Source organism: Mycobacterium sp. NGS48 (genome assembly GCF_059812585.1).
Genome location: NZ_JCALCY010000026.1, coordinates 1 through 25,384 on the forward strand (window position 1 = coordinate 1; position 25,384 = coordinate 25,384).

Below are 25,384 nucleotides of genomic sequence, written 5' to 3' on the forward strand. Positions count from 1 at the left end.
CGCCGACGACTTCTCCGACCAAGTGATCGCGCACGGTATCGCACCAATGGTCACCCGGTTGGCGCAAGGACAGTCGTGAACTCACCTCAAATGCTGCCCGCCCGGCCCAGCCTGCTGGTAGGGCTCACCGCCGTGAGTATCGGTCTGATTTCCGGCTATGACGTCTCCAGCGTGGGCGGTGCGTTGCTGTTCATCACCGATGAGTTCCATCTGACCGCAGGCCACCAGGAAGTGGTGACGACAGCGCTGGCGGTTGGTGACATGGCCGGAGCAATCGGTGCCGGAATTCTCGCCAACGCGATCGGACGGCGAAAGTCGCTGATGCTAGTGGTCGCGACGTACGCCGGTTTTGCGGTACTCGGTGCGGTATCGAGTTCGTTTTCGGTCCTCGTCGCGGCGCGACTGTTAGCAGGCTTGTCCATCGGAGCGTCATACGTGGTGGTTCCGGTGTTTGTGGCCGAGTCAACGCCGGCCAGCGTGCGGGGTTCCTTATTGGTCGCATATCAGGCCGCCAATGTGGCCGGCATGGTCGTCGGCTATCTCGCCGCCTATCTGCTGGCTGGTGCGCAAAGCTGGCGGTGGGCGCTCGGGTTGGCTGCGGTTCCGGCCGTGTTGATGTTGGTGCTGTTGCGGCACGTGAACGACACCCCTCGCTGGTACATGGTCAAGGGCCGAGTTGCCGACGCGCGGCGCGCCCTGCAACAGGCGGAGCCTTCTGCAGACGTCGCCGCTGGCCTTGCCAGAATCAGCCGCGCCCTCGGAGAAGAGAAAGCAGCTAGCGGCGCGCTCGTTGAGATGGCGCGAGCCCCGTATTTGCGGGCGACCGTCTTTGTCATCACTCTCGGGTTCCTGGTTCAGATCACTGGCATCAACGCGATCATCTCCTACAGCCCGCGCCTCTTCGAGGCGATGGGCATGCGCGGCAATTTCGCCCTGCTGGGTTTGCCCGCGCTTGTCCAAATCTTCGCCTTGGCTGCGGTATTCGTTTCGCTGGTGCTCGTCGACCGGGTCGGCCGACGGCCGCTTCTGTTATGTGGAATCGGCATGATGGTCGCTGCCAACCTCCTGCTGGTCGGCTTTTTCGCGCTGGGCGGCGGCTCCAGCGACGCCCTTGCGGTAGTCGGGTTTTTCGGCGTGCTGCTTTTCACGCTGGGCTTCAATGTCGGCTTCGGCCCGCTGGCATGTGTGTATGCCGGTGAGAGTTTGCCGTCGCGACTGCGGTCGATTGGATCGGCGGCGATGCACACCGCGAATCTCGCGGCCAACGCGATAGTCGTCGCCGTCTTCCTCACGCTGCTGACTTCGGTCGGCGGTGCAGCCACGTTCGCGATCTTCGGCGTCCTGGCGCAACTCAGCTTCGTCTTCGTTTACCGGTTTGCTCCCGAGACCAAAGGCAGGCAACTGGAGGACATCCGGCATTTCTGGGCCAGCCGCGGCGAAAGCTTCGCTGCCCGCAGCGCGTTCGACGCGGCGTGATCGTTCGGTTACGGTGCGGCTTCCAGCTTCTCGACCTGCGCGCTGAAGAGCTTCACCACATTGCTCGCCGCGTCGGGGTCGATCGAGGCGCCGCCCGTCGACCGGGGATTGAGCGCGTTGTAGGCAGCGACGACGAATACGCCACGGTAATAGCCCGTGATTGTGGCGGCCGCCATCGTCATGGTGCCGGGGATGCCGGCGGTAGCCGCGGTGGAGCTCTTCATCACCACGCCGACCGCCCAGGGCGGCACGCCCGACGCGTCAAGCGGGTCGACCTGGGTCTCCAGAGTGATGGTGTGCCCAGGTGCCTCGAACGAGGCCGTAAACGTCCGGCATTTCTGCAGAAAATCCTCCAAACTCAGCTTGTCCGGAGTGATGGCCAGGTGCACTTCCACCATGCGCATACCGCTGGGTCCTGCACCGGCGAGCGTCGCGGCTGCGGCTTGGGTGGCTGATTGCGGGTTGCCGTACAAGTTCGCACATTCCCGGGGGTTGATCGTCAGATCCGACGGACCGGGCCGCTTCGGCCCGGTGTCGCTGAGTCCGCTGCGCCAGGTAGTGGGACCTCCGGGATCGGGGAACGCCGATTTCCCGACCAGAAGATCTTGGGTCAGTTGCGTGATATCGGACTTCTTGGACGGTTTCTCACCACCGGCGGAGGTTGCTCCCCCCGGGCCAAAAATGACTACCGCAACAACAACCGCGATGGCCACCACAGCGACCGTGGCCACCGACGCCCAGAGCGCAAGGCGCGCTTTGGGCCTGGCTGCTGGCGGTGGGGGCCATTGCGGCGGGTACATGGGCGGGAATTGGGCTGGATAGTCAACAGCGAACTGCGACGGATGATACTGCGGCGCCGCATCGTCGACCCACAACGGCCAACCGGGCGGCGGTGGCGGCAACGACGGATCCGGGACCCAGTTGCTGTCCGGCGCCCAGCCTGGCGGAACCGGCGGCCAGTTGGGTGGCGGGTTGAAGCGCATCTGGTTTTCCCCTGTCGGCGTGGTGACGCTGGCTTGGCCGGAGCCTACGCCCGGCGACGGGCATTACGAGCGAGGCTAAGTCGCGCCGTCACAGCGTGGTGTCCAGTTGGCCGAGCCGGTCGGTCAACTGCAGGTTCTCCGAGTAGTCGACCGGGCAGGAGATCAGCGACACACCGTCCTCGTCGAGGGCGGTTTTCAGCGTCGGCAACAACTCGTCGGCACTGTTGATGCGATAACCCTTTGCGCCAAAGCTTTCCGCGTAACTCACCACATCGGGATTGCCGAACTTGACGTAGTAGTGGTCGCCGAGTTCGAGGTCCATCTTCCACTCGATGAGCCCGTAGCCGCCGTCGTCCCAGATCAGCACCACCAGCGGTATCCGCTCCCGCACGGCCGTCTCGATCTCCTGAGAGTTCATCAGGAAGGCGCCGTCCCCGACGACGGCCAATACCTTCGATTCCGGCCGCGCCAGCTTGACTCCGAGAGCTCCGGGCAAGGCAAAAGACATGGTGGACAAGCCATTCGAGATCAGACAGGTATTCCGTTGGTAAGTCGGGTACAGGCGGGCCATCCACATCTTGGTGGCGCCGGTGTCCACCAGCACGATGTCACTGCGCCCCAGCGCCGCACGGGTATCGGCCACCACCCGCTGCGGCGCCAGCGGAAACCGTGAATCCTGTTGTCCGCGAGCAAATTCCTCCGTCAACAGATGGCAGCCCGGCGCGGTGGCGTCGGTGGCGAAGCGCTGCCCCGCCAATGCGTCGGTGAGCGCGTTCATCGAGTCGCTAATATCCCCGATGATGCCGACGTCAACGGAATAGTGCACGTCGACCTCGGCGGGAAAGCGATGCACATGGATGATCTTCTTGTCGGCGTTGGGGTTGATCTTGGCGGGATCAAACTCCTGCAGCTCGTAGCCGACCGCGATGACGACGTCGGCGTTGTCGAAGCCGAAGTTGACGTAGTCGTGGGCCATGAACCCCATCGTCCCGATGCTGTTGGGGTGATCATCGGGCATCACGCCCTTGCCGTGGAAGGTGTTGGCGACCGGGATGGCCAGCTCCTCGGAAAACCGGACTAGCGCGGCGGTCGCGTCGTTGCGGGCAGCGCCGTGTCCGGCCAGCACCACCGGCCGCTGCGCGGTCCGCAAAATCTCGACCGCACGCTCGACTTGACCGGCGGCCGGCGCATCGGCGCGCACCACGTTGCGGGGCAGCGGCGTCAAGTCGTAGTCGGTCTCGTCGACATCGATGTGTTCGGGCACCGCCAGGTAGACCGCGGCCGGGCGCTCGGTTTGGGCCACTTTGAACGCCTTGCGAAACATCTCCGGTATTGCGCGCGCAGTGGGAACGGCGTCGGCCCAGCGGGTGATCGGCCGGTACATCGACACCAGGTCGACGTACTGGTGGGACTCTTTGTACTGGCGGTCCTGGCCGACCTGGGCTGAAATCGCGACCAATGGCGTGCTGTTGGTGGTGGCGTCGGCGACCCCGAGTTGCATGTTGATCGCGCCGGGGCCCAGTGTCGCGGACACCACGGCCGCCCGGCCGGTGACCCGGCCGTACATCTCGGCCATGAATGCCGCCGCCTGCTCGTGGCGGGTGAGCACATAGCGGATGTCGGATCCGGCCAACGCCCGGACGAACCGGATGTTCTCCTCGCCGGGCAGCCCGAAGACCACCGACACACCCTCGTTTTCCAGGCACTTCACCATCAACTCAGCGGCTGTACTCACACTGGCCACCATAGTGGCAGGCTGGATACCGAACGTTCCGCCAGACCAGCGAGCAGAGGAAATCAGCGTGTCCATCGCCACGATCAATCCGGCCACCGGAGAGACAGTCAAAACCTTTACGCCCGCCACCGCCGAGGAGATCGACGCCGCGATCGCCCGCGCGCATAACCGCTTTGTCGACTACCGCCGCACCAGCTATGCGCAGCGCGTCGAGTGGACTAATGCGACCGCCGATCTGCTGGAGGCCGAGGCTGGCGAGGTCGCAGCGATGATGACTCTGGAGATGGGTAAGACGCTGGCGTCGGCGAAGGCTGAAGTGCTGAAGTGCGCCAAGGGGTTTCGATTCTACGCCGAGCACGCCGAGCGGTTTTTGGCCGACGAGCCGGCCGACGCCGCCGCGGTGGATGCCGCCCAGGCCTATACCCGGTATCAGCCGCTCGGGGTGGTGCTGGCCGTGATGCCGTGGAACTTCCCGCTGTGGCAGGCCGTGCGGTTCGCTGCGCCAGCCTTGATGGCCGGCAACGTCGGCATCCTCAAGCACGCCTCCAACGTGCCGCAAACCGCGCTCTACCTCTCCGATGTGATCGGCCGCGGCGGGTTCCCGGACGGCTGTTTCCAGACGTTGCTCGTCCCGTCGAGCGCGGTGGAAGACATCCTGCGCGACCCGCGGGTGGCGGCGGCCACCCTGACCGGCAGCGAACCGGCCGGCCAATCGGTGGCCGCCATCGCCGGCGACGAGATCAAACCCACGGTGCTCGAGCTCGGCGGCAGCGACCCGTTCATCGTGATGCCGTCGGCTGATCTCGACGCCGCGGTCAGCACCGCCGTCACCGCGCGGGTGCAGAACAACGGTCAATCCTGCATCGCCGCGAAACGCTTCATCGCGCACGCCGACATCTACGACGAGTTCGTGGACAAGTTCGTCGAAAAGATGGCCGCACTGCGGGTCGGTGACCCGACCGACCCGGACACCGACGTCGGTCCGCTGGCCACCGAGTCCGGCCGCGCTGACGTCGAAAAGCTGGTCGACGAGGCGGCCGCGGCCGGTGCGGTAATCCGTTGCGGCGGTAAGCGGGTCGACGGACCCGGTTGGTTCTACCCGCCGACGGTGATTACCGACATCAGCCGCGACATGCCGCTCTTCTCTGAAGAGGTGTTCGGGCCGGTGGCGTCGGTGTATCGCGCCGCGGATATCGACGAGGCGATCGAGATTGCCAACGCCACTACCTTCGGGCTGGGGTCCAACGCCTGGACCAGCGACGAGGCCGAGCAGCAGCGTTTCATCGACGACATCGAAGCTGGCCAGGTCTTCATCAACGGGATGACGGTGTCGTATCCCGAACTGGCGTTCGGTGGCGTCAAGCGTTCCGGCTACGGGCGCGAACTCGCGAGCATGGGCATCCGCGAATTCTGCAACGCCAAAACCGTGTGGGTCGGTTCGGCGGACACCGGCGACTCGGGCGGGGACACAAAGGTCGAGTAGCGCTAGACCGCCGCGAGCGCCTTCTCGTCCTCGTCGGCGAAGGTGTCTTCCAGGTCCACCGGCGAGTAGTCCAGGTCGATTTCTTCGACGGGCCGGCCGCGGGCGCTGCTGATGGTGCCGAACCGTCGCATCCCCTTGTCGCTGGCGTAGGCCACGAACTCCGCAGGATTCAGACCGAAGGGCACGTCGTCGCCGTAGATCGCAAAACCCTCTTCGGTGAGACGCAGTGCCAGCGGCATGAGCTCGTTCATCCGCGTTTCGAACACCGTCCAGTTGGCGTCGTCGGCGGCGACGTGGCGCCGGCAGGTGAAGGTGCCCCATGCCATATGGCGTCGCTCGTCATCGCCGATGTGGCGGACCAGTGCCTGCATGCCGGGCAGGATGTCGCGCTCCACGCAGATCTTGTGCCAAGCGTGATAGCCGGTCAGCGCCAACATGCCCTCGACGATGTGATTGTACGTCACCGAGGCCCGTACCTGGGCCGCCGGTGAGGCATCGCGCGATAACGTGTCCAGCGATGCGGGCAGTTCCTCGTTGAACATCTGCCCATACGCCGGAAGTTCGTCGAGGAAACTGTGCAGGTCGTCTTCGATGCCGACGGCATCGAGCCACATCCGGAACACCTGGGTGTGTTTGGCTTCCTCGAACGCGAACTGGGTCAGGTACATCTCGTCGCCCAACCGGCCTTCGCTGCGCATGGCGGCCATGAACGGCTGGATGTCTTGGGTGACCGCTTCCTCGCCCGCGATGAACTGGGCGCACAGCCGGGTGGCTTGATCGCGTTCGCGGTCGGTCAACGCATCCCAGTCCGCACGGTCGCGGGAGAAGTCGATATCGGCGGGGTTCCAGAACTTCGCGTTGCCGCCCGCAAAAAGCTTGAGCGGCAGACTGCTCCAGTTGAGACCGCCCGCACCGAGCGAGCCGTAGCGGGTCCGTGTCATGAGTTGACCTCCTTCAGTTCATTCCGGTGAGCTTGGGGTAGTCCGGAGAATGCGGCCGCCAACACGGCGACGAGTCGACGCACGGCCAGGGCGGGCTGTTCGGGTGTGGGTTCGTCGAGCCCGAGGATCGGATCCATCCCGCGCACATAGGGGGCCAACGCCAGATGCGGAAAGATCAGCAGCAGCAGCGACAACAACGCCTCGGTATCGGAATCGGGACGCAGATCGCCACGGGCATGCGCATCGCGCACTAACGGCCTCAGTACCTCCAAGTAGTGGCGGTGAATCACGGACCGCACGCTGATACGGGCGTCGGTGTCAACCTCCAAGCTCGCCGCGGCGTGCAGCGAACGCTCCCGGGGGTGATCGGCGAAATACCTGACCCAGTCGTCGAGCAGATCGGTGAGAAAGTCGAAGAACGGTCTGCTGGCGTCCAATTCGCGGATGCGGTCTTCCATGTAGGCGCGCACCCGCTGGCTGCCGACGTCGGTGATGAACGCATAGAGGTCGCGCTTGTCGGCGAAGTACTGGAACAGGCTGCCCTTGGCCACCCCGGCGCGCCGGGCGATGACGTTGAGACTGCCGCGGGAGAACCCGTGCGCGCCGAACTCAGCCTCGGCGGCTTCTATCACCGCGGCCCGGCGAGCCGGGTCGACGCGGGCCCACGTCACCGTTGGCATTGGCTCTCCTCACGTCGATGACCACTGGTCACTTTACTGTGAGGCGCGTCACTCCTCAAGGGGGAATGCCATCATGCTCAGATGAAACGCACGTTCGACGAGCTTGTGGCAGTGGCCGATTCGGTATCGGTCACGGGCTGGGACTTCTCCTGGCTCGGGGTCGGGCCACCGAAGAGCGGCCGTCCTGGGGATACCTGCGGCTGTTAGGTGGTCGTCTGACGGAGGTCTCTTCTGCGCTGGACATCTATACCGGCAGGGGCGAGGTCTTGGCCGGGGCCGGCCCCTTTCAACCGACGATGGCTGCCACCGGCAGCCGGACTGGACTTGGTCGATCTGCGACACGAGCAAATACAACTTGAGTTGTTCGACCTCTGCGCCGTGAACTATTTCCTGCGCAAGTTGAGGTGGGTCGTTCCAGACTTCACAGCCGCCAAATACCACGACAAGCTACTCAGGTTGCACCACCAGATCGACGCTGACGGACCGTTCGCCACCCACAGCTCACGAGTACTAATAGAGCTACGCAAAGTGACGTAAGCCCCACTCTCTGCAACCCACCACCAGGACTTCGCTGCACGCCTAAACTCCAACCGCGAAGGTTCACAGATCAGCCAGGAGGTGCTGGTGGTGGAGGAGCCGCCCGTCGGCGACACGACGGCGGAGTGGCCTGCCCCGTCACAGTTCGGCCCCTACCTACTGAAGCGGCTGTTGGGTCGCGGCGGGTTCGGCGAGGTGTACGAGGCCGTAGACACCAACAAGAACCGGACCGTCGCGCTCAAAGTGCTGCCACCGTCGATCTCGGCGAACCCGGTTTTCCGCACGCGGTTATTCAGGGAAGCCAGTACGGCCGGGAGATTGCACGAACCACATGTGGTTCCCATCCACGACTACGGAGAGATCGACGGGCAGCTCTATATCGACATGCGGCTGATCGAGGGCACCGACCTGCGCACGGTGTTGGACGAGACCGGCCCGCTGGATCCGGGACGCGCCGTTGGGATCATCGGCCAGGTTGCCTCGGCACTGGACGCCGCTCATGCCGAGCAGATCGTCCACCGAGACGTCAAACCCGCCAACATCCTGCTCACCGACGAGGATTTCGTCTGCTTGGTTGATTTCGGCCTGGCCAGCGCCGCCACCGACGCGAAACTCACCACTGCCGGCGCTGCAGTCGGCACCTTTGCCTACATGGCGCCGGAACGGTTCGCCGACGAGCCGATCGACCAGCGCGCCGACGTCTATGCGCTTGCCTGCGTGCTCTACGAGTGCCTGACCGGTGCCTCGCCTTACCAGGCGAGCCAACCGGCTGCGGTGATCGCCGCCCACCTGACCAGCCCTATTCCGCGCCCCAGCGAGCAACGACCAAGCATCCGGCCCACTTTCGACGACGTCGTAATCCGCGGGATGGCTAAGAATCTCGACGACCGTTACTCGAGTGCTGGGGAACTGGCCGAAGCCGCCCGCCGCGCGCTAGCCGGTGCACGACGGCGCGACGACGACACAGCTCCCGTGGGCAAGGCCGCAGTCACCGCAGGTGCTTCGCGGCCACGTGCCTCGCGCCGCTGGATCGCCCTACTCGCTGGCACCATGCTCCTCATCGTGGTCGCAGCCGCAGTGATCATCCAGCGGGTCAGCGGCCGTCATGGTGAATCCGCCCCCGTCGTCACGAAACCGGGCACAAGCTCAATCGCGCGCATCGCTGCCACCATCCCAGTCGGCAAACGCCCGGAGGCTGTGGCCGTCGACGCCGTGACCCATACCGCCTACACCGCCAACTATGGCGACGGCACGTTAACGGTGATCGATACCGCCAGCCGTGCCGTCACCGCCACTATTCAGGTCGGCAATGGCCCTGTGGGGGTGGCGGCCGATTCCACCACTCACACTGCCTACACCGCCAATAACCGCGACGACACAATCTCGGCGATCGACACCGCCAAGCGTGCCGTCAGCGCCACTGTCAAAGTCGGCACCAACCCGTGGGGATTGGCGGTCGACCCCACCACCCATGCGGCTTACGTGGCCAACATGTGGGATTACAGCGTGTCCGTTATCGATATCGAAAGCCACCGCGTCATCGCCACGATCCCGGTCGGCAAAAACCCGTATGGGGTGGCCGTCGACCCCACCACCCACGCTGCCTACGTTGCCAACAGCAGCGACGGCACCCTATCGGTGATCGACACCACCAGCCTCTCCGTCACCGCTACCATTCCCGTCGGCAACGACCCGCGGGGAGTGGCCGTCGACGCGACCGCCCACGCCGCCTACATCACGAACGAATCCGAAAGCAGCGTGTCCGTAGTCAGCCTCGACAGCCGACGCGTGATCGCCACCATCCACATCGGCAACAGCCCGTACGGCGTAGCTGTTGACGCCGCAGCGCACACCGTCTACACCGCCAACCACGACAGCGCGGTGTCGGTGATCGACACCAACAGCTTCACCGTCAGCAGCACCATCAAAATCGGTAAGGAGACGTTCGCGTTGGCCGTCGACCCTGCCACCCACGTCATCTACACCGCCAACGACGACAACACTGTGTCCGTCATCGTGCCAGGGCTGGCCTAGCAGCGGTGTGTCTATACGATTTCGGCACGCAGTCACCACCTCACGCGGAAAAGAGACCAGCGGTGAGCCAGCCACAGCCACTACGCAGCGCGATCATCGGCGCCGGCATGGTCGGCTCGGTACACGGCCATGCCGTCCATCGAGCCGGCGGAGAACTCGCGGCGATCTGTGGCAGTACGCCGCAAAGCAGTCAGCGCTCCGCACAGCGCCTCGGTGCTGAACGCGCAGCGACTGCAGAAGATATCTGCACCGCTGATGACGTCGATGTCGTGCATATCTGCACACCGAACAATCTGCACCTCGAGCAGGCCGCCGCCGCGCTGGCAGCGGGAAAGCACGTCATCTGCGAAAAACCTTTGGCCACAACGGTTACCGACGCTACCGCCCTCGTCGAGGCCGCCGATAAGGCCCACACGGTGGCGGCGGTGTCATTCATTTACCGTTTCTACCCGATGGTGCGGGAGGCTCGTTGCCGGATCGCCGATGCGGCGGTGTGGCTTATGCACGGTGGCTACGTTCAAGACCATATGGCCAAAGCCGATCCGCAGGGCTGGCGATCCGACCCGACGCAATGCGGTATTTCGATGACCTTCGCCGACATCGGTTCGCATTGGTGTGACGTGATGGAATTCGTCACCGGTCATCGCATCAGCGCAGTCTTCGCGATCCAAGGCGATGCACCGCGGCGTGGTGTCGGTCAGGACGATGGTGCGGTGGTCGCTTTTCGCACCGACCGCGGCGCAGTCGGAAGCGTCGTGGTTAGTCAGGCTTCGCCGGGCCGAAAAAACCAGCTGTCCTTCTCTTTCGACAGCCGTGAGACAGCCGTGCAGTTCGATCAAGAACATCCCGATGAGCTCATCATCGGTGGGCTGCACGCTAACTCGGTGCTATTTCGCGACGGGAACGCGCTCGATCCTCGCAGCGCCCGCTATTCCGTGTTGCCCCCCGGTCATCCGCAGGGATACCAGGACTGCTTTAACTTGTTCGTCGCCGACGTGTATGAGGCCATTCGCACCGGGGCCGCGCCCGAAGGGCTGCCGGTGTTCGCTGATGGATTGCGTGCAGCCGAGATTCACGCCGCGGTGGCCGCCTCGGTTTCCAGCGGTGCCTGGACAGAGGTCGAACCGCTGACGGGGACTCGGCAGTGAACACCGCGCCGGTGCGACTCGCCCTGGTTGGGTTGGGCAACATGGGAATGGAGCACCTGGCGATCTTCGCAAGCCTCCAACCGCAGGCGCAGATCCGCGCACTGGCCGACAGCCATGTTCCGTTCGCCGAACGCGCCGCTGCTTACGTGCCGACCGCAGCCGTTTTCCACGACCCCGTGGACTGCGTGAACAACGCCGATGTCGACGCGGTTGTGGTGGCGACCGCTGACGATTCTCACCACGAGATCGTCGAAGCGTGCATCGCGCGCGGCCTGTTTGTGCTCTGCGAGAAGCCGCTTACGACGTCAGCCGACCAGTCGTTGCAGTTGGTCAACGCCGAACGGGCCAGTGGTCGCCGGCTGGTGCAGGTCGGCTACATGCGCCGCTACGACGCCGACTACCAGGATGTCTATCGCGCGTTGCAGTCCGGCCGCGTCGGTGAACCAGTCCTGATCGCTCAGCGTCACCGTAATCCGCTGGCACTCATCGCTTTTGACGAACAACAGCTCATCGCGAGCTCCGCGTCCCACGACATTGACGTGTTCCGGTGGCTGTGCGGTGAGGACATCAGTGAGGTTTCTGCAATTGCCAAGACCAGCCGCGACGGGTCCACCGTCATCGTTGTCCTCACGCTGATCTCACAGTCAGGTGTCCTTGGCGTTATGGACCTCGGCCGCGGGCCGGGGCTGCAATACGACATCGGCTGCGACGTCGTCGGCAGTTCCGGAGCGCTCATCCTCGCTCCCCCCACACCGAACGACGGTGCTGCCCATGGCGCGGCCCCGCTGCCCGAGGCCTGGATGCAACGTTTCCACCGGGCGTACCGCTCCCAAGATGCTGCGTGGCTGGCCTCAGTGGCTGACGGGTCAATCACCGGAGCCTCGGCATACGACGGCTATGCCACCAACGTCGTTATCGATGCTGCCCTGGCGGCCTTGGCCAGTGGTCGCGCGCATTCCGTAAGGGCGGAAATGGAAAGTTAACGCGTGTTGGCCCGCCACGCAGCAGCGCACTGGTCAGACGCTAGCGCCCGCTGGCAAATTTGGTGTCCGTGCTGGCACTGCGGGTCGTTTAAACTTTCGCTGATGCAGACCCTGCGAGTGAACGTTAATGACCTCCATCTGGCTGCCGGCCAGTTGGAGGGGCTCGCGGGCACGCTTGCCCCCGTCAGCGCATCCCCGGGAGTCGGTCCATCATGGTTGGCCACGTCCGCAGCGGTCTCCACAGCGCGTAGCGACGCGGGAACGTCGCGTGCTGTGCTAGCCGCGCGCATGAAGGCAACATCGGAAAAGCTCGCCGCAGCCGGTACTGCCTACGCCGACAGCGACGCCCAGCTAGGGGCAAAACTGCGCGTCTTGGTGGGGCCGGAGGCGACGTAATTGCCGGCCGCTGCGTCGTTGCCGAGCCTGTCGCAGATCGAGAGTCTCGACACCAGTCACTTGGCCGACCTCGCCGCCGACTTCACCGCCGAAGCCGATCTGATCGAGGACAGCTTTACCGAGGGCCACGAGCGGCTCAAGGCTGCGCAGTGGGAAGGACAAGCGAACGATGCGGCGCTGCACCGGACCGACAACGACCAGGTGAAAGCGCGCGAGCAAGCCGAGATGCGGCGCGAAGCCGCAGCCATCGCGCGCAACGGCGATTCCGACATGCGCGCCGCACAAAAAAGTGTGCTGGACGCGGTCAACGAGGCACGTCAGGCCGGGTTCATGGTCAACGAAAACCTGTCGGTGACGGCCTACGTGCCGGGCCGGGCAATCGAGGATGCGATGGTCCTCCAACCCAGAGCCAACGAATTTGCCGCAGAATCCGCGCTCATGCCGCCGCTCTCGTGTCAACGGATCAGAACATCGCGGCCAAGCTCTCTACGGTCGCTGCTGGGATGGGTAGCCTCAGCTTCACCGAATCCCCAGTACTTGGCGGACCGTTTCCCATGGACTCCAGTGGCGAGAAGAAGCGACGATGGACTGACCAAGACCTCTACCCCCACGACCCGGCGTCCGCCGATGTAAATCAGGACTCAATCGGTGACTGCTATCTCGATGCCACCATGGGTGCGATCGCGAACGCCAACCCGCAATGGATCAAAGATCGCATTCACTATGACGACAAGACGGGAAACTTCGACGTGACCCTATGGGATGGCAACAAATGGAAACACATCCCAGTCACTCAAGACGATATCGATACAAATATTGAACATCACGGCGCGAGCTGGCTTGACAACGGTCAACCGAATGCACCGCTGTGGCCGAGTGTCCTGGAGTCGGCCTACGCGAAGCTCAAGGCACCTGGGGCTAGCCTCGGGGATGCACTCAATCAAGGTATTGGCAAAGGGGGCTATCCGCAGGTTGCGATGGAGGCCCTCACCGGCAACCGCGGAAAAGTCATTGACCCGCAACAAGTCTGGCTTACAAGACAACACATCGACCAGGAAATCACCGGCGCGCTGGCCAACCACCAGCCCGTCACGATTTCCACCAACCCGCACGGTCAACCGCTGGTCAACAGCCATGTCTATATCGTCGAGAGCATTAGCGGCACCGGCAGCGATGCTCAGGTGACGCTGCGCAACCCGTGGAACGCCGACAATTTAGAGAACCCGCTGACCACTGTGCGGTTGGGAGATATCATTGGCTCAGGCGTTCCCGACATACCCACCCGATTCGGCCCCATTCCAACCAATCCCTTCGACAAACACCCAACCTTCGACGTGAATATTGGATCGCTCGGATGAGCCGGCCAATGAAAATCTGGATCATCGGCACTGTAATCGTCATACTGATTGCTGCAGGTGCGTACGTGTACGCGCAATATTGGTTCGCACAGAAACCGGCCTTGGGTGGTATCCCTGAATACCCGTCTGGCGAGTATGGCTTGAAAGGTTCACCTTTTCCGATCGATCATTTGACCTCGCACGAACGAGCAGACTCCGAGGCGAGTTTGAGGGAACTCGCTTCCAACGTCGAGCCTGGCTATCGCATCATTGACGCGAGATTCCTTGCCACCAGGGGTGGCTTCACTTGGGATGCAATACGAAGTGCGGTCGGCGGCTACCTGAGCGACGCAAGCTTCCGAGTGGAGGCAGCCGGCCAAACCCCCGAGAAGGATACCGATATCGCATATCTCGTGTGGCGGCGCAGCAACCGATTGCAGCGAATGTTCAACGACAACATCATCGTGGCCGCCGCTCTCCAGGACCCGATCAGACCCGCGCCGCTCGATGACCAGGTGCATGTCTACGCCTACTTCGACCTGACCCGGTGACCAAACACTCAGCCCGCTGCAACATGAATATTGGTTTTCTAATGAGGCGCAAAAGCTACTGCAGAAAAGGGCAACCGTGAGGCGTTTACCGTCCTCCAAGGACGAGATTGTGTGCACCTCATAGAGGCGCACAACGGATGGCTGCGGCGCCACTTCAATAATGACGTGATCTTGGCCGCCGGTTTCGACCGCACGACGGCGGGGACGTCGATTGCGGCCGGCCATGGGCAGGACTGCGACGCACGAACCATGGCGGCAGGACATGAATGCCCGGATAACGCTTCACGAGCGTCAATCCGTACGACATCAGACCCTTCGCGCCCTAGCATCGATGGCGTGTCGCAACTGAATACCGCACGAGGATCGATCGATACCGCCGACCTTGGTGTCACGCTCATGCACGAGCACGTGTTCATCATGACCACCGAGATAGCGCTGAACTATCCCGAAGCCTGGGGTGACGAGGAACAGCGGGTGGCCGACGCCATCAACCGGCTCAACGAGCTGAAAGCCCGCGGCGTGGACACCATCGTGGACCTGACCGTGATTGGGCTGGGCCGCTATATTCCGCGCATCGCGCGGGTGGCCGCCGCCACCGAGCTGAACATTGTTGTCGCAACCGGGCTTTACACCTACAACGATGTGCCGTTCCGCTTCCACTACGAGGGCCCGGGCGGCATGCTCGATGGCCCGGAGATCATGATCGAGATGTTCGTCCGCGACATCGAGCAGGGCATCGCCGACACCGGCATCAAGGCGGGCATTCTCAAATGTGCCACCGACGAGCCCGGCATCACGCCCGGCGTCGAGCGGGTGCTGCGGGCCGTCGCCCAGGCGCACAAACGCACCGGGGTGCCGATCTCCACGCACACCCATGCCGGGCTGCGCCGCGGGCTCGAGCAGCAACGCATCTTCGAAGAGGAAGGCGTCGATCTGAGCCGGGTGGTCATCGGGCACTCGGGTGATAGCACCGACGTCGGCTACCTCGAGGAGCTCATTTCCGCTGGGTCCTATCTGGGGATGGACCGGTTCGGCATCGACGTGATCCTGCCCTTCGAGGAACGGGTGGGCATCGTTGCGACGATGTGCGAGCGCGGCCACGCCGACAAGATGGTGCTATCGCACGACGCCAACTGCTACTTCGATGCGCTGCCCGAAGCCCTCATGCCACAGATGGCGCCGAATTGGCACTACCTGCATATCCACAACGACGTGATCCCGGCGCTGAAGCAGCGCGGCGTTACCGACGAGCAGTTGCACACCATGCTGGTCGACAATCCGCGCCGCATCTTCGAACGACAGGGCGGCTATGAGTGAGCCTGGGATGACCCAGGACGAGCCCGTTCCGCCGATCAGCACCCAGATCTCACAGCTGGCCCAGCTGGCTCCCGACGAACCGGCCGTTACCTGCGACGGGCACACGATTACCCGCGCCGAACTCGACGCATCGACCAACCGGCTGGCCCGCGCGTATGCCGAGCGCGGCGTCGGCCTTGGCGACTACGTGACGATCGTGCTGCCCAACTCGATCGAATGGATCCAGGCCACGGTGGCGTGCTGGAAGCTGGGCGCCGTGCCACAACCGTTGTCCGCACGGTTGCCGGCCGCGGAGTTGCAGGGCCTGCTGGATTTGCGACCGCCCGCTCTGCTGGTGGGCCGCGACCACCCAGAGTTCCCAAGTGTGCCAGCGGGTTTCAGCCCCGACCCGGCCTTATCCGACGGCGCATTGCCCGAGGCGGTCTCGCCCGTGTGGAAAGCGATGGGTTCGGGCGGCAGCACCGGTCGGCCCAAGCTCATCGAAGCTGGCGGCGACAGCCGGATACCCGCCATCATCGGTTATCCACTTGGTGCGCAAGAGGGCGATACCACCCTGGTGGCGATACCGCTGAGCCACAACACCGGCTTCACCACCGCGACAATCGCTTTATTGATGCGCCATCACCTGGTGCTGATGAGCCGATTCGAGCCGCATGAATATCTTCGGTTGCTCACCGATCACCGGGTGAGCTTCCTGACCACCGTGCCCACCATCATGCAGCGGCTGCTGCCGATCTACCGCGCCGACCCGGACGCCTACGACCTGACGTCGATCCGGCGGTTCTGGCATCTAGGCGCGCCGTGCCCGCCGGCGATCAAACAGGCCTGGATCGACATCCTCGGTCCCGAGGTGGTCTGGGAACTCTACGGCGGCACCGAACTTCAAGCGCTGACTTTTATTTCCGGCGATCAGTGGCTGACCCATCCGGGATCCGTCGGCGTCGTCGTGGCCGGCGAGATGAAGGTGCTCGACGACGCCGGCCGGCCCTGCCCGCCCGGCGTCGAAGGCGAGATCTACATGCGTCCCAGCCCGGGTACCCCGCCGACCTACCGCTACGTCGGCGTCACCGCGAAATCCCGCGACGGCTGGGACTCGCTGGGCGATCTGGGTTACTTCAACGAGGACGGGTTCCTCTATCTGTCCGACCGTCGCGTCGACATGTTCACCGTCGGCGGGCGCAACGTCTATCCGGCCGAAATCGAGGGCGCGCTGTCGGCACATCCAGATGTGTTGTCCTGCTTGGTGGTCGGCATACCTCATGAAGATCTGGGCCAGGTGCCGCACGCTCTGGTGCAGACGACCGCCGAGTCGGCACTCGACGAGGACGGCGTGCACGCGTTTCTGGCCGAACGCATCGCCTCCTACAAAGTGCCGCGCAGCGTGGAGTTCGTCGACACCCCACTGCGCGATGACGCCGGCAAGGCTCGTCGCACGGCGGTGCGCGCGGAAGTCATGGCGCGATTGCGTCCTCTTGGCGCGAGCTGACCGCCTCGCGTCGCCGGATCTCCCACTCTCGCAATGCCTCCCGGCATGGTGACTCGACCAGCGCATAGCTCACCGCGGCGATCGCGATCGCAAAAATCAGCGTCAAGACCAGCACCAGCGGCATGTGTCCCCGGAACGAGAACTCACCGATCACCGGGAACACCATGGTCAGCGCCGCCAAATGCCAGATGAATATCCCGTAGGACCAGCGTCCCAACGTCACCATCGGTGCGGTTGCCAGAATCCGGTGGCTGGTATCGGGCCGGTCGAGCACCAACGGCGCGACCAGCGCGGCCGCCAGCAGCGCGCCCATCGCGGTCTTCAGCGCGAATTGGCCGGCGGTGCTCGGCGTCAGCCCCGCGGGGCCGGCCAGCGGAGAGGCGGCCACCAGATAAGCCGTCACCGCGACGAAGGCCATCAGCACCCGACGCCGCGCCAACCGATGCGCCAGCCCCCTCGGGCTGTAGACCCACTCGGCGAGCAGCATGCCGGCGGCGAACCAGGAGAAGAAGGCCGGCGGCCAGTTCAACGCATTGAGCCCGGCGGGGGCGTGGAACGGAATCCATCCCCAGAACCAGCTGGCGATCCCCAGACCCGCGATCACCGGCACCCGCGCCCGGACCGGCAACCGGCCGGCCAGCAGCGCAAGGATCGGCAACGCCAAGTAGAAGGTGACTTCCACCGACAGACTCCACATTTGGGTCAGCCCGGCGGTCAGCGTCAGCGGCACATAGACCTGAGTCAGTGAGAGATTGGCCAGCCACACGGTAAGGCTGGGATGGTCGGCGTCGGGCAGCAAGGTCAGGATGACCACGACGGCCACCACATAGGCAGGCATGATGCGGACCACCCGTGATCGCAGATAGTGGCCGGTCGACGGGCTGGACCCCTGGCCCCGGGCCGCCGCGGCGTGCCCCCGCCACAGCAGAAATCCGGACAACGCGAAGAACACCGCCACCGCCAGGTCGAAGCGCCCGAACAGCCGGCCGTCGACCCCGCTGGAGTGCCCGGTCTGGAACGCGACATGGGTGACGACGACCCCGATGGCCGCACATGCACGCATGCCCTCGACGGCGGGCAGGAACCGGCGCGTGCCACCCACCACGTCGCTCTGGTCCATCAGGACAGTCTGCCGTGAGGCATTGCGCAGCGAAGTGGGTACATCCAGAAGGGCGCCGCCAGAGCGCATCAGCCTGAGCTTTGAATCATGCTGTTAGGGTCAACTGGGTTTTGTGTCGTCACCAGGCCGGGGCCCGATCATCCCAGAAGGAGGTCACGGCGAGTGAACCGAGCAGTGATGTTGCGGATCGCCGCGTGCGGAATCATGGGTCTCGGCGCCGCCCTGCTGATCGCCGCGCTGCTGTTGTGGACCTATACGGCCAGCAGGGTCAGCAAAATCCCACTCGATCTCGACACCACCCTGGTCAGCGACGGCAGCGGAGCTGCCCTCGACTCGGGGTCATTGTCCAGCGAGCGCGTCGTCGTCGACCAGAATGTTCCGCTGGTGTCTCAGCAGCAGATCAGCGTCGAATCGCCGGCCAACGCAGATGTGGTCACCCTGCAGGTGGGCACCTCGGTTCGGCGCACCGACAGGCAAAAGGACAGCGGGCTGCTGCTGGCGATCGTCGACACCGTCACCATGAACCGCAAAACCGCGGAGGCCGTCTCCGACGAGACCCATCCGGGTGGCGCGGTGCAGAAGCCCCGCAGCGTCAATGACGAAAGCCCGCCCACCAACATCGCGCTGCCGCATGAGGGGCTGTCCTACCGGTTCCCGTTTAACACCGAAAAGCAGACCTATCCCTTCTTCGATCCGATCGCGCAGAAGGCGTTCGACGCCAACTACTCCGGTGAGGAAGACGTCAACGGGCTGACCACCTACCGGTTCACCCAGAACGTCGGCTACGACGCCGACGGCAAGTTGGTCGATCCGGTCAAGTACCCCTCGCTCTACGCCCACGACGAGGACAGCAAGGCTGCCGAAACCGCCGGCAGGTGGGGAATTGAAGGCGACCCGGACGAGAAGGTCAGCATGACCCGCTATTACGCGGCGCAGCGCACCTTCTGGGTGGACCCCGAGTCGGGCATCATCGTCAAGGAAAAAGAACACGCCAATCACTACTTCGCCCGCGACCCGCTGAACGCGGAAAAGGTAGTGGTGGCCGACTACACGGTCACCTTCACCGAAGAGACGATCGAGGCGCAGGTCAACGCCGCTCGCAACGAGCGCGACCGGCTCGCGTTGTGGTCGCGGGTGCTGCCGATCACCTTCACCGCGACCGGCTTGGTCGCACTGATCGGCGGGGTGCTGCTGGGCATGTTCAGCCTGCGGACCGAGGCGGCGTTGCTCGACCCCGGTTTGGACACCGCCGACCACGGCTTCTTCGGCCGTGGCGGACCGCCGCGCGAACCGGTGCCCGGCGCCGAGGCCGAGACCGAGAAACTGCCCACGCCGCCCCCTGACTTACAGGGAGGCACCGGTCCGCCTAATCCGCCCGGCTCGGGCCCGCCCCCCGCAGGTCCGCCCGACCGCCCCTGATCGCTCGAGTGGCCGGGACGGGCCGCTGGGTCCTGCACTGGTCCCGCCCCGGATACGCACTGGCGCTGGCGCTGCTGGTGACCGCGCCGCTGCTGTCCCCCGGTTATCTGCTGCTGCGTGATGCGGTCTCCACTCCGCGGTCCTATCTGACCGACAGTGCGCTCGGGCTGATGTCCGCGCCGCGGGCGGTGCCGCAAGATTTCGCGGTGGCACTGGCCGCACGCGGCATCGACGGCGGCGTCGTGGTGAAGGCACTGCTTATCGCCGCGTTGTGGCTGGCAGGTTGGGGCGCTGCCCGCCTGGTCGCGACCGTACTACCGGAGGCGGGGGCGAGCGGCCAGTTCGTCGCGATCACGCTGGCGATCTGGAATCCCTATGTCGCGGAACGGCTATTGCAGGGCCACTGGAGCTTGCTGGTCGGCTACGGCTGCCTGCCCTGGGTGGCGGCGACGATCCTGATGCTGCGGTCGGAGGCTCCACCGGCCCGGTCGCGGTATTTCGCGCTGGCGTGGTGGATCGCGTTGGCCGGGCTGACGCCGACCGGGTTGATGCTGGCCGCGACGGTGGCGCTGGTCTGTGCGGCAGCACCCGGTGCCGGCCGGCCGCGTTGGTTGTGTGCAGCCGTCACGCTGGCTGCTGCCGTGGTGGCGGCGCTGCCGTGGTTGACGGCCTCGGTGCTGAGCTCCTCGCTGCCCGCGCAACAGGATTCGGCGATCGCCGCGTTCGCGGCGCGTGCCGAACCCGGGTTGGGCACGCTCGGCAGCCTGGCCGGGATGGGCGGAATATGGAATGCTGAGGCGGTAACCGCTTCCCGCACAACGTTTTTCGCGGTCCTGGGCACCGCGGTATTGCTCGGCGTCGTTGGCACCGGCCTCCCGGTCTTGCGGCAACACCGGGCGGCGCTGCCGCTGATCGTCCTGGCAGCGGTGGCGGTGCTGGTGCCCGCGGGCCTGGCCACTACACCGGGGCTGGCCGTGCTGCGCGCCGTGGTCGATGCCGTGCCTGGCCTTGGTGTCGTGCGCGACGGGCAGAAATGGGTGGCGCTGGCGATGCCCGGGTACGCGCTGGCCGGCGCGGGTGCGGTGCAGACGTTACGGCGGTGGGTGCATCCGGCGGTGGCAGCGCTGACCTGCTGCGCGGCAATGATATTCGTGCTGCCCGACCTGGCTTGGGGCGGCTGGGGCAAGGTCGAACCGGTGCATTACCCGTCAGGGTGGCATGCGGCGGCCGCGGCGATCAACGCCGACGCCGGGCCGGTGGCGGTGTTGCCGGCCGGCACCATGCGCCGCTTCGCCTGGTCGGGTCCGCAACCCGTGTTGGATCCACTGCCGCGCTGGTTGCGCGCCGACGTGCTGACCACCGGTGACCTGACCATTTCCGGGGCTACCGTTCCGGGCGAAGGCCGCCGGGCCCGAGCCATCGAGCAGCTACTGCTGTCAGGAGCCGACCGCGATACGCTGGCCCGAGCGGGCGTGCGGTGGCTAGTTGTCGAAGGCCGAACTCCCGGCGAACTAGGCGCGGCGGCAAAGGTTTTCGAACAGCTGCCTACCGTCTACCGGGACGGCGACCTAGCGTTGTACAGCGTCGGCGGCCACGCTCCCGCCGCCCCTGCGGGCCGCCGGTCAGCCCTGCTGATCGCGCATCTGGCTTGGCTGGCGATGCTGGGTGTCGGGGCCGTCGGTATGGCGGTTGCGGGATGGCGCCGGCGGGTCGGCAGCGCGAACCGCGAAGCCTGACGTCAGTCGTCTTCCGTTCCGGTCTCGGCACCCCAACTGCTCGGCATCATCGGCATGGTCGGCCCGCTTCCGGATGGGTCACCGGCCACCGTGGTCAGTCCCGCCGCCGGGCGGGCACCGGCCTTGTCGGCGGTTCCGGCGAACCCCAGCGGGCCCGCGCCCTGATCGGAGAGCGCTACCGCGGCAAACCGCTCCGCGGGGTCCGGTGACCCGTCGGAGTCCGTGTCCAGGTATTCGTAGCGATGCCCGCGGTCGATCACTCCCGCCCGTTGCCGCCGGCGCCGGGCCAGTTCCCCTGTGGTCGCAGCGGCTGCCGCCGCCGCAGTGTCGGGCGCCGACGCCGTCTGCTTGGCGCTGGCGCTGACGCTCATCGCCGCGCCGAATCCAATCCCGGGCGGACCGACCACATAGGGGTAGGCAAAACCTTCGCCGCCAGTGGCGGGCGCCAGCGGCGCAACGGTGCTGGATACGGCCGGTGCGGTTGGGGCGGGCGCGGGTGCGGTGGCGGGCACGGGGGCGGCGGCGGGCGCGGCCAAAGCCGGTGCCATCGCGGCAACCGGCGGCGTGCCGGGTGCGGTCGCGACGGGTGCCGGCTCGGCGGGCATTGCCAGGGGCTGAGACAGGCCGGCCAGCCCGGCCAGCCCTCCGAAACCGGCTAGCGCTCCCACGGGGGAGACGGCGGGGGCGATCAGACTGAACGAGCTCTGCGTCAATTGCGGCGCCTGCGGAAAGAACGCGTTGTAGGCCTCACCCAACCAGTGCGGCACCTCGGACCAGGCCGCCGGATTCGTCTCCACTTCGTGTATTCGAGTTGTCCACCAGCTCAGCTGGTGTGGGTTTCCCTCGTCTTGGTTTCCGCCGCCGGACTCGTTGGCTTTCTGGATCTGCGGCGCCGGGGTGGTTTGCGGTGTCGCCGCCACCGCGGTGCTGGCCGCTACTTGATAAGTCGTCATCGTGGTGGCCGCCTGCAGCCACATCCGCGCATAGTCGGCCTCGTTGAGCGCGATCGGAATCGCGTTGATCCCAAAGAAATTCGTTGCCACCAACACCGCGTGAGTGGCATGGTTGGCCGCCAGTTCGGCCAGGGTCGGCATGGCCGCCAGCGCGGCGGTATACGCGGTGGCGACCACCTCATGGCTGGCGGCCGCCGCCGCGCTATCCGCACTGGCCTGCATCAGCCATGCGAGGTACGGCACATGCGCGGCCACATACGATTCGGCGCTGGGTCCTTGCCAAACACCGGTCTGCACCGCCGCCAGCAGTGTGCTGAGTTCTTCTGCCACGGAGACGTATTCGGCACTAAGAGAGTTCCACGCGGCCGCTGCCGCCAGCAGGGAACCCGGCCCGGGACCACTGCTCAACAGCGCCGAGTGCACCTCCGGCGGCGAGGCAAACCAGATCGGCGCCGTCACTGTCAACCGCCCGCGAGCGGATAAGCCGCCGCACTGGCTGGGGCTGGACCATCGAACACGACGTACACCGTCATCACGAAACTCCTCTTATGCGGCGATTTTTCGCGCGTGCATCCGCAATGTCAACAAAATGACGCTGTGAATGTCCTGGCATGAGGAACCAGCATCGCTGTCGGAGCGTCGGTGCCAGGCAGGATTTCCGGTGGTGCTTACGAGTGATCGGTGAGCCGGTTAAGGAACCCCGTTGCGATCAGCGTTCGGGCCAGCTTCGTCTGCTGCGCTGCACTGAGCCCCGGTAAGTCACGTACTCGAAACGGCTCGGTACGCGCCGCCAGGAACCGCATCGCGGCTTCATGGTCGGGCTCTGCGTTTATCGACAGTTGCGCGAACTCCAGCACAACATCAGCACCAACGTGCGTCACCCTCGAATAGAGCGGGTGGTGCTTCACCACCAGCGTGTGTTCGTCGACGCCGACGGTGTCTGCGACCGGTCCGACGGGCGGGCATCGGCCACGCCGGACCACCACCTCCGCCATGGTGTCCAAACCGTCGGCGATGACGCTCGGGTCGTCGATGGCACTGACAATGTCGTGCACCAGCGCGCTCACGCTCGCGTGTGTGGAGGTGTCGTCGAGATGACGCGGTGGCAGCCGAGTATGGGCGAGGTCGTCTCGCAAACTCAGGGATCGGAGAGCGTGGGTGATCAGGGTGAGCACGGTGGGCGCATGGATCCCGACGGTCAAGTGGATCGATGGCTCCGAGTGTGTTTGGGCCGCGTGAACGTGGCCGCGCGGCAGGTAGAGCACGTCGCCGACGTCCAGGCGCAGCTTGGTCGGTAACGAGAGCCCCTCGGCAGCCCCTTGCTGGCGCTGCATCTCGTGCGGCGGTATGGCACCGGCATCGGCCACATGCCAGGTCTTGGACCCCTGCATCTGCAGGATCAACACGTCATGAGGGTCGAAGTGCGGGACGAAGCCGGTCGATTCGGGCGGTGTGACGTAGCCATTGACACGCGTCGGGAAGTTCAACTCGACCTCGATGGAGTGGGACAGCGCAGCAATCTCGCGCACGTACCGCTCGAGCCCATTCAGGACGATGGTGTAGCCGTCGGCAAAAGCCTCGCGGACGCTGGCGGGATCAAGACCGCCGTCAGCGAGCCGAAAACTGTCAGCATCCTTGCTCTCACCGCCCCGTACCAGACGCACCGCCGATGGCTCTGGCGCAACATGCTCCAACAGCTGGTCGACCGCCGACGGCCCGGGCAGGAGACGATCGAAATAGCCCACGGTGCACCGCTTGACGTGGTGGTGCGTCGCGCCCCAAATCTCGTCAAGAAAGGTCTGCACCGTGAGGGGTTGGAGCAACCAGGCCAGCGAAGGCTCGACGGTGTCCATACGTTAGACCACGCCGCTGATCCGGTCTCCGGCCACCACGGACTCGAGTACGGTGCGCATCGCGTCAGCGCTTTGCCGCCAAGAGAATTCAGTGCTGCGCGCCTGCGCCTTGGCGCCGAGTTGCTCGCGCAGTACCGGATCGTCGAGAAGCTGCTGGAGCCGGCTCACCAGTTCGGTCCGGTCGTCGACCAGAACGCCGGTAACCCCGTCGATGATCGAATCGGCCAGGCCACCCGAGGACCGGTAGCCGATGGTGGGCACCGCGTGCTGCGCCGCCTCGACCACGGCCAAACCCCACCCCTCCTTGCGTGACGGCAACAAATGAATCCAAGACTGTTGCATCACATGGTGTTTGGTGACGTCATCGACGTGGCCGTGAAACGTCACCGCGTCGCTGATGCCGAGTTGCGCCGCGTGCTCGACCAACCGCTGCTGCCACCAACCGCCGCCGACGATGTCGAGGTGTAAGCCCGGTACCCGCGGCCGCAGCAGCGCGACAGCGTCCAGCGCGTCCTCAATCTGCTTGTGCGGCACCAGGCGCGACAACACCACCACCCGCGGCGCAGCCGCCCGGGGGCCACGCAGCGATGGTGCCGGCGCCTCGTCCAGGCCGTTGCGCACCACGGCAATTCGTTCATTACCCACACCCAGAGCCACCAGATCGCGAGCCGACGGCAGCGACACCGTCACATATTGGTTGCGCCGGTGCAGCCGCGGCGACAATCGCGACTCGACGAACCAACCGACCCGACCGAGCACCGGGCCGGCCACCGGCCACTGCTCGCGGTGGCAGTGGTGCACCAACACCGCGACTCGCCGGCCGTACAGCAATCGGGCCAGAAACGGCAGGCCGTTCTGGGTGTCGACGACCACGTCGGGTCGCACCCGTCGCAGCGGGCCCAGCCCCAGCCGGGCCGCGGCCATCGCCAATAGCGCCCACACGTACACCGAATACCGGCCACCGGCGCGGTTGATCCGCACGCCGTCGACCACCTCGTGTCGCGGCGCGCCGGGATAGCGGGCGGTGCGTAGGGTGACGGCAATCCCGGACTGCGCAAGCTGTGCGCCGAGGCGTTGCAGATAAGTTTCACTGCCGCCACCCTGCGGGTGGCCGGTGTCGCGCCAGCACAGCAGCAATACCGCGCGCAGATCAGACATTAGGCCCAGCCTAATGCCCACCGGCGAAGACAGCGGCCGAGAGTGCCGGCCGACGGCC

The 25,384-nt window shown here is 65.2% G+C and carries 20 protein-coding genes and 1 pseudogene; 13 read left to right on the top strand and 8 right to left on the bottom strand.

Annotated elements, in window-relative coordinates:
* Positions 1-90 precede the first annotated feature (90 nt).
* Positions 91-1,476 carry a sugar porter family MFS transporter gene (locus AC5Y42_RS22745; RefSeq protein WP_499900843.1) on the top strand — a complete coding sequence of 462 codons (1,386 nt, stop codon included), beginning with the start codon at positions 91-93 and terminating at the stop codon, positions 1,474-1,476.
* A gap of 8 nt (positions 1,477-1,484) precedes the next feature.
* Here AC5Y42_RS22745 and AC5Y42_RS22750 read toward each other — a convergent pair whose 3' ends face one another.
* Together AC5Y42_RS22750 and AC5Y42_RS22755 are read right to left on the bottom strand one after the other, a co-directional pair.
* On the bottom strand, positions 1,485-2,459 hold the full coding sequence (locus tag AC5Y42_RS22750) for a hypothetical protein (RefSeq protein WP_499900826.1): 975 nt from the start codon (positions 2,457-2,459) through the stop codon (positions 1,485-1,487).
* 88 nt (positions 2,460-2,547) lie between these two features.
* Entirely contained in the window at positions 2,548-4,206 is a 1,659-nt protein-coding gene (locus tag AC5Y42_RS22755) for an acetolactate synthase large subunit (protein WP_499900844.1), read from the bottom strand.
* Between the two features lie 55 nt (positions 4,207-4,261).
* Between AC5Y42_RS22755 and AC5Y42_RS22760 the strand changes: the two genes are divergently transcribed.
* The gene (locus AC5Y42_RS22760) at positions 4,262-5,677 is read left to right on the top strand and encodes an NADP-dependent succinic semialdehyde dehydrogenase (protein ID WP_499900827.1); all 1,416 of its coding nucleotides are present in this window, start codon (positions 4,262-4,264) and stop codon (positions 5,675-5,677) included.
* Between the two features lie 2 nt (positions 5,678-5,679).
* Here AC5Y42_RS22760 and AC5Y42_RS22765 read toward each other — a convergent pair whose 3' ends face one another.
* Positions 5,680-6,618: a R2-like ligand-binding oxidase gene (locus AC5Y42_RS22765; protein ID WP_499900828.1), complete on the bottom strand. Its 939-nt coding sequence runs from the start codon at positions 6,616-6,618 to the stop codon at positions 5,680-5,682.
* Positions 6,615-7,298 carry a TetR family transcriptional regulator gene (locus tag AC5Y42_RS22770; protein WP_499900829.1) on the bottom strand — a complete coding sequence of 228 codons (684 nt, stop codon included), beginning with the start codon at positions 7,296-7,298 and terminating at the stop codon, positions 6,615-6,617. Before AC5Y42_RS22770 ends, AC5Y42_RS22765 begins: the two co-directional genes overlap by 4 nt.
* An 81-nt stretch (positions 7,299-7,379) precedes the next feature.
* Here AC5Y42_RS22770 and AC5Y42_RS22775 point away from each other — a divergent pair.
* From AC5Y42_RS22775 to AC5Y42_RS22815, 9 genes and pseudogenes are all read left to right on the top strand, one after another.
* Positions 7,380-7,835: pseudogene (locus tag AC5Y42_RS22775) on the top strand (hypothetical protein).
* 90 nt (positions 7,836-7,925) lie between these two features.
* Complete coding sequence (locus AC5Y42_RS22780; RefSeq protein WP_499900830.1) at positions 7,926-9,869, top strand: serine/threonine-protein kinase; 1,944 nt, start codon at positions 7,926-7,928, stop codon at positions 9,867-9,869.
* A 62-nt stretch (positions 9,870-9,931) separates the two neighbouring features.
* Positions 9,932-11,017: a Gfo/Idh/MocA family oxidoreductase gene (locus AC5Y42_RS22785; protein WP_499900831.1), complete on the top strand. Its 1,086-nt coding sequence runs from the start codon at positions 9,932-9,934 to the stop codon at positions 11,015-11,017.
* A complete protein-coding gene (locus tag AC5Y42_RS22790) occupies positions 11,014-12,000 on the top strand; it encodes a Gfo/Idh/MocA family protein (RefSeq protein ID WP_499900832.1) in 987 nt (328 codons plus the stop codon). Before AC5Y42_RS22785 ends, AC5Y42_RS22790 begins: the two co-directional genes overlap by 4 nt.
* Positions 12,001-12,456: 456 nt before the next feature.
* Positions 12,457-13,029 (top strand): hypothetical protein, encoded by a 573-nt coding sequence (locus AC5Y42_RS22795; RefSeq protein ID WP_499900833.1) that lies wholly within the window; start codon positions 12,457-12,459, stop codon positions 13,027-13,029.
* Entirely contained in the window at positions 12,951-13,754 is an 804-nt protein-coding gene (locus AC5Y42_RS22800) for a C2 family cysteine protease (RefSeq protein WP_499900834.1), read from the top strand. Before AC5Y42_RS22795 ends, AC5Y42_RS22800 begins: the two co-directional genes overlap by 79 nt.
* Before the next feature lie 8 nt (positions 13,755-13,762).
* Positions 13,763-14,284 carry a hypothetical protein gene (locus AC5Y42_RS22805; RefSeq protein ID WP_499900835.1) on the top strand — a complete coding sequence of 174 codons (522 nt, stop codon included), beginning with the start codon at positions 13,763-13,765 and terminating at the stop codon, positions 14,282-14,284.
* Positions 14,285-14,620: 336 nt separating this feature from the next.
* Positions 14,621-15,601 (top strand): phosphotriesterase family protein, encoded by a 981-nt coding sequence (locus AC5Y42_RS22810; protein ID WP_499900836.1) that lies wholly within the window; start codon positions 14,621-14,623, stop codon positions 15,599-15,601.
* 7 nt (positions 15,602-15,608) lie between these two features.
* Positions 15,609-17,087, top strand: a complete 1,479-nt coding sequence (locus tag AC5Y42_RS22815; RefSeq protein ID WP_499900837.1) for an AMP-binding protein — start codon at positions 15,609-15,611, stop codon at positions 17,085-17,087.
* Here the strand turns inward: AC5Y42_RS22815 and AC5Y42_RS22820 are convergent.
* Positions 17,053-18,207: an acyltransferase family protein gene (locus AC5Y42_RS22820; protein WP_499900838.1), complete on the bottom strand. Its 1,155-nt coding sequence runs from the start codon at positions 18,205-18,207 to the stop codon at positions 17,053-17,055. The genes AC5Y42_RS22815 and AC5Y42_RS22820 overlap by 35 nt on opposite strands.
* 162 nt (positions 18,208-18,369) lie before the next feature.
* Between AC5Y42_RS22820 and pgfA the strand changes: the two genes are divergently transcribed.
* Entirely contained in the window at positions 18,370-19,626 is a 1,257-nt protein-coding gene (pgfA, locus tag AC5Y42_RS22825) for a cell envelope lipid trafficking protein PgfA (protein ID WP_499900839.1), read from the top strand.
* Positions 19,627-19,658: 32 nt separating this feature from the next.
* Positions 19,659-21,362 (top strand): MmpA family trehalose lipid delivery protein, encoded by a 1,704-nt coding sequence (locus tag AC5Y42_RS22830; protein WP_499900845.1) that lies wholly within the window; start codon positions 19,659-19,661, stop codon positions 21,360-21,362.
* Positions 21,363-21,364: 2 nt separating this feature from the next.
* Here AC5Y42_RS22830 and AC5Y42_RS22835 read toward each other — a convergent pair whose 3' ends face one another.
* The 3 genes from AC5Y42_RS22835 to AC5Y42_RS22845 all read right to left on the bottom strand — a co-directional run bounded on the left by AC5Y42_RS22835 (position 21,365) and on the right by AC5Y42_RS22845 (position 25,326).
* Positions 21,365-22,774 carry a PPE family protein gene (locus AC5Y42_RS22835; protein ID WP_499900840.1) on the bottom strand — a complete coding sequence of 470 codons (1,410 nt, stop codon included), beginning with the start codon at positions 22,772-22,774 and terminating at the stop codon, positions 21,365-21,367.
* Positions 22,775-22,983: 209 nt separating this feature from the next.
* Positions 22,984-24,168, bottom strand: coding sequence for a cupin domain-containing protein (locus tag AC5Y42_RS22840; protein ID WP_499900841.1), 1,185 nt, complete (start codon positions 24,166-24,168; stop codon positions 22,984-22,986).
* 3 nt (positions 24,169-24,171) lie between these two features.
* Complete coding sequence (locus AC5Y42_RS22845) at positions 24,172-25,326, bottom strand: glycosyltransferase family 4 protein (protein WP_499900842.1); 1,155 nt, start codon at positions 25,324-25,326, stop codon at positions 24,172-24,174.
* Between the last annotated feature and the right edge of the window lie 58 nt (positions 25,327-25,384).

Bases quoted from the DNA above. Each gene is read 5' to 3' on its own strand.
- AC5Y42_RS22820 (WP_499900838.1), bottom strand. From the start codon at position 18,207: ATGGACCAGAGCGACGTGGTGGGTGGCACGCGCCGGTTCCTGCCCGCC.
- AC5Y42_RS22805 (WP_499900835.1), top strand. From the start codon at position 13,763: ATGAAAATCTGGATCATCGGCACTGTAATCGTCATACTGATTGCTGCA.
- AC5Y42_RS22765 (WP_499900828.1), bottom strand. From the start codon at position 6,618: ATGACACGGACCCGCTACGGCTCGCTCGGTGCGGGCGGTCTCAACTGG.
- AC5Y42_RS22750 (WP_499900826.1), bottom strand. From the start codon at position 2,459: ATGCGCTTCAACCCGCCACCCAACTGGCCGCCGGTTCCGCCAGGCTGG.
- AC5Y42_RS22770 (WP_499900829.1), bottom strand. From the start codon at position 7,298: ATGCCAACGGTGACGTGGGCCCGCGTCGACCCGGCTCGCCGGGCCGCG.
- AC5Y42_RS22755 (WP_499900844.1), bottom strand. From the start codon at position 4,206: ATGGTGGCCAGTGTGAGTACAGCCGCTGAGTTGATGGTGAAGTGCCTG.
- AC5Y42_RS22800 (WP_499900834.1), top strand. From the start codon at position 12,951: ATGGACTCCAGTGGCGAGAAGAAGCGACGATGGACTGACCAAGACCTC.
- AC5Y42_RS22815 (WP_499900837.1), top strand. From the start codon at position 15,609: ATGACCCAGGACGAGCCCGTTCCGCCGATCAGCACCCAGATCTCACAG.
- AC5Y42_RS22840 (WP_499900841.1), bottom strand. From the start codon at position 24,168: ATGGACACCGTCGAGCCTTCGCTGGCCTGGTTGCTCCAACCCCTCACG.
- AC5Y42_RS22845 (WP_499900842.1), bottom strand. From the start codon at position 25,326: ATGTCTGATCTGCGCGCGGTATTGCTGCTGTGCTGGCGCGACACCGGC.
- AC5Y42_RS22745 (WP_499900843.1), top strand. From the start codon at position 91: ATGCTGCCCGCCCGGCCCAGCCTGCTGGTAGGGCTCACCGCCGTGAGT.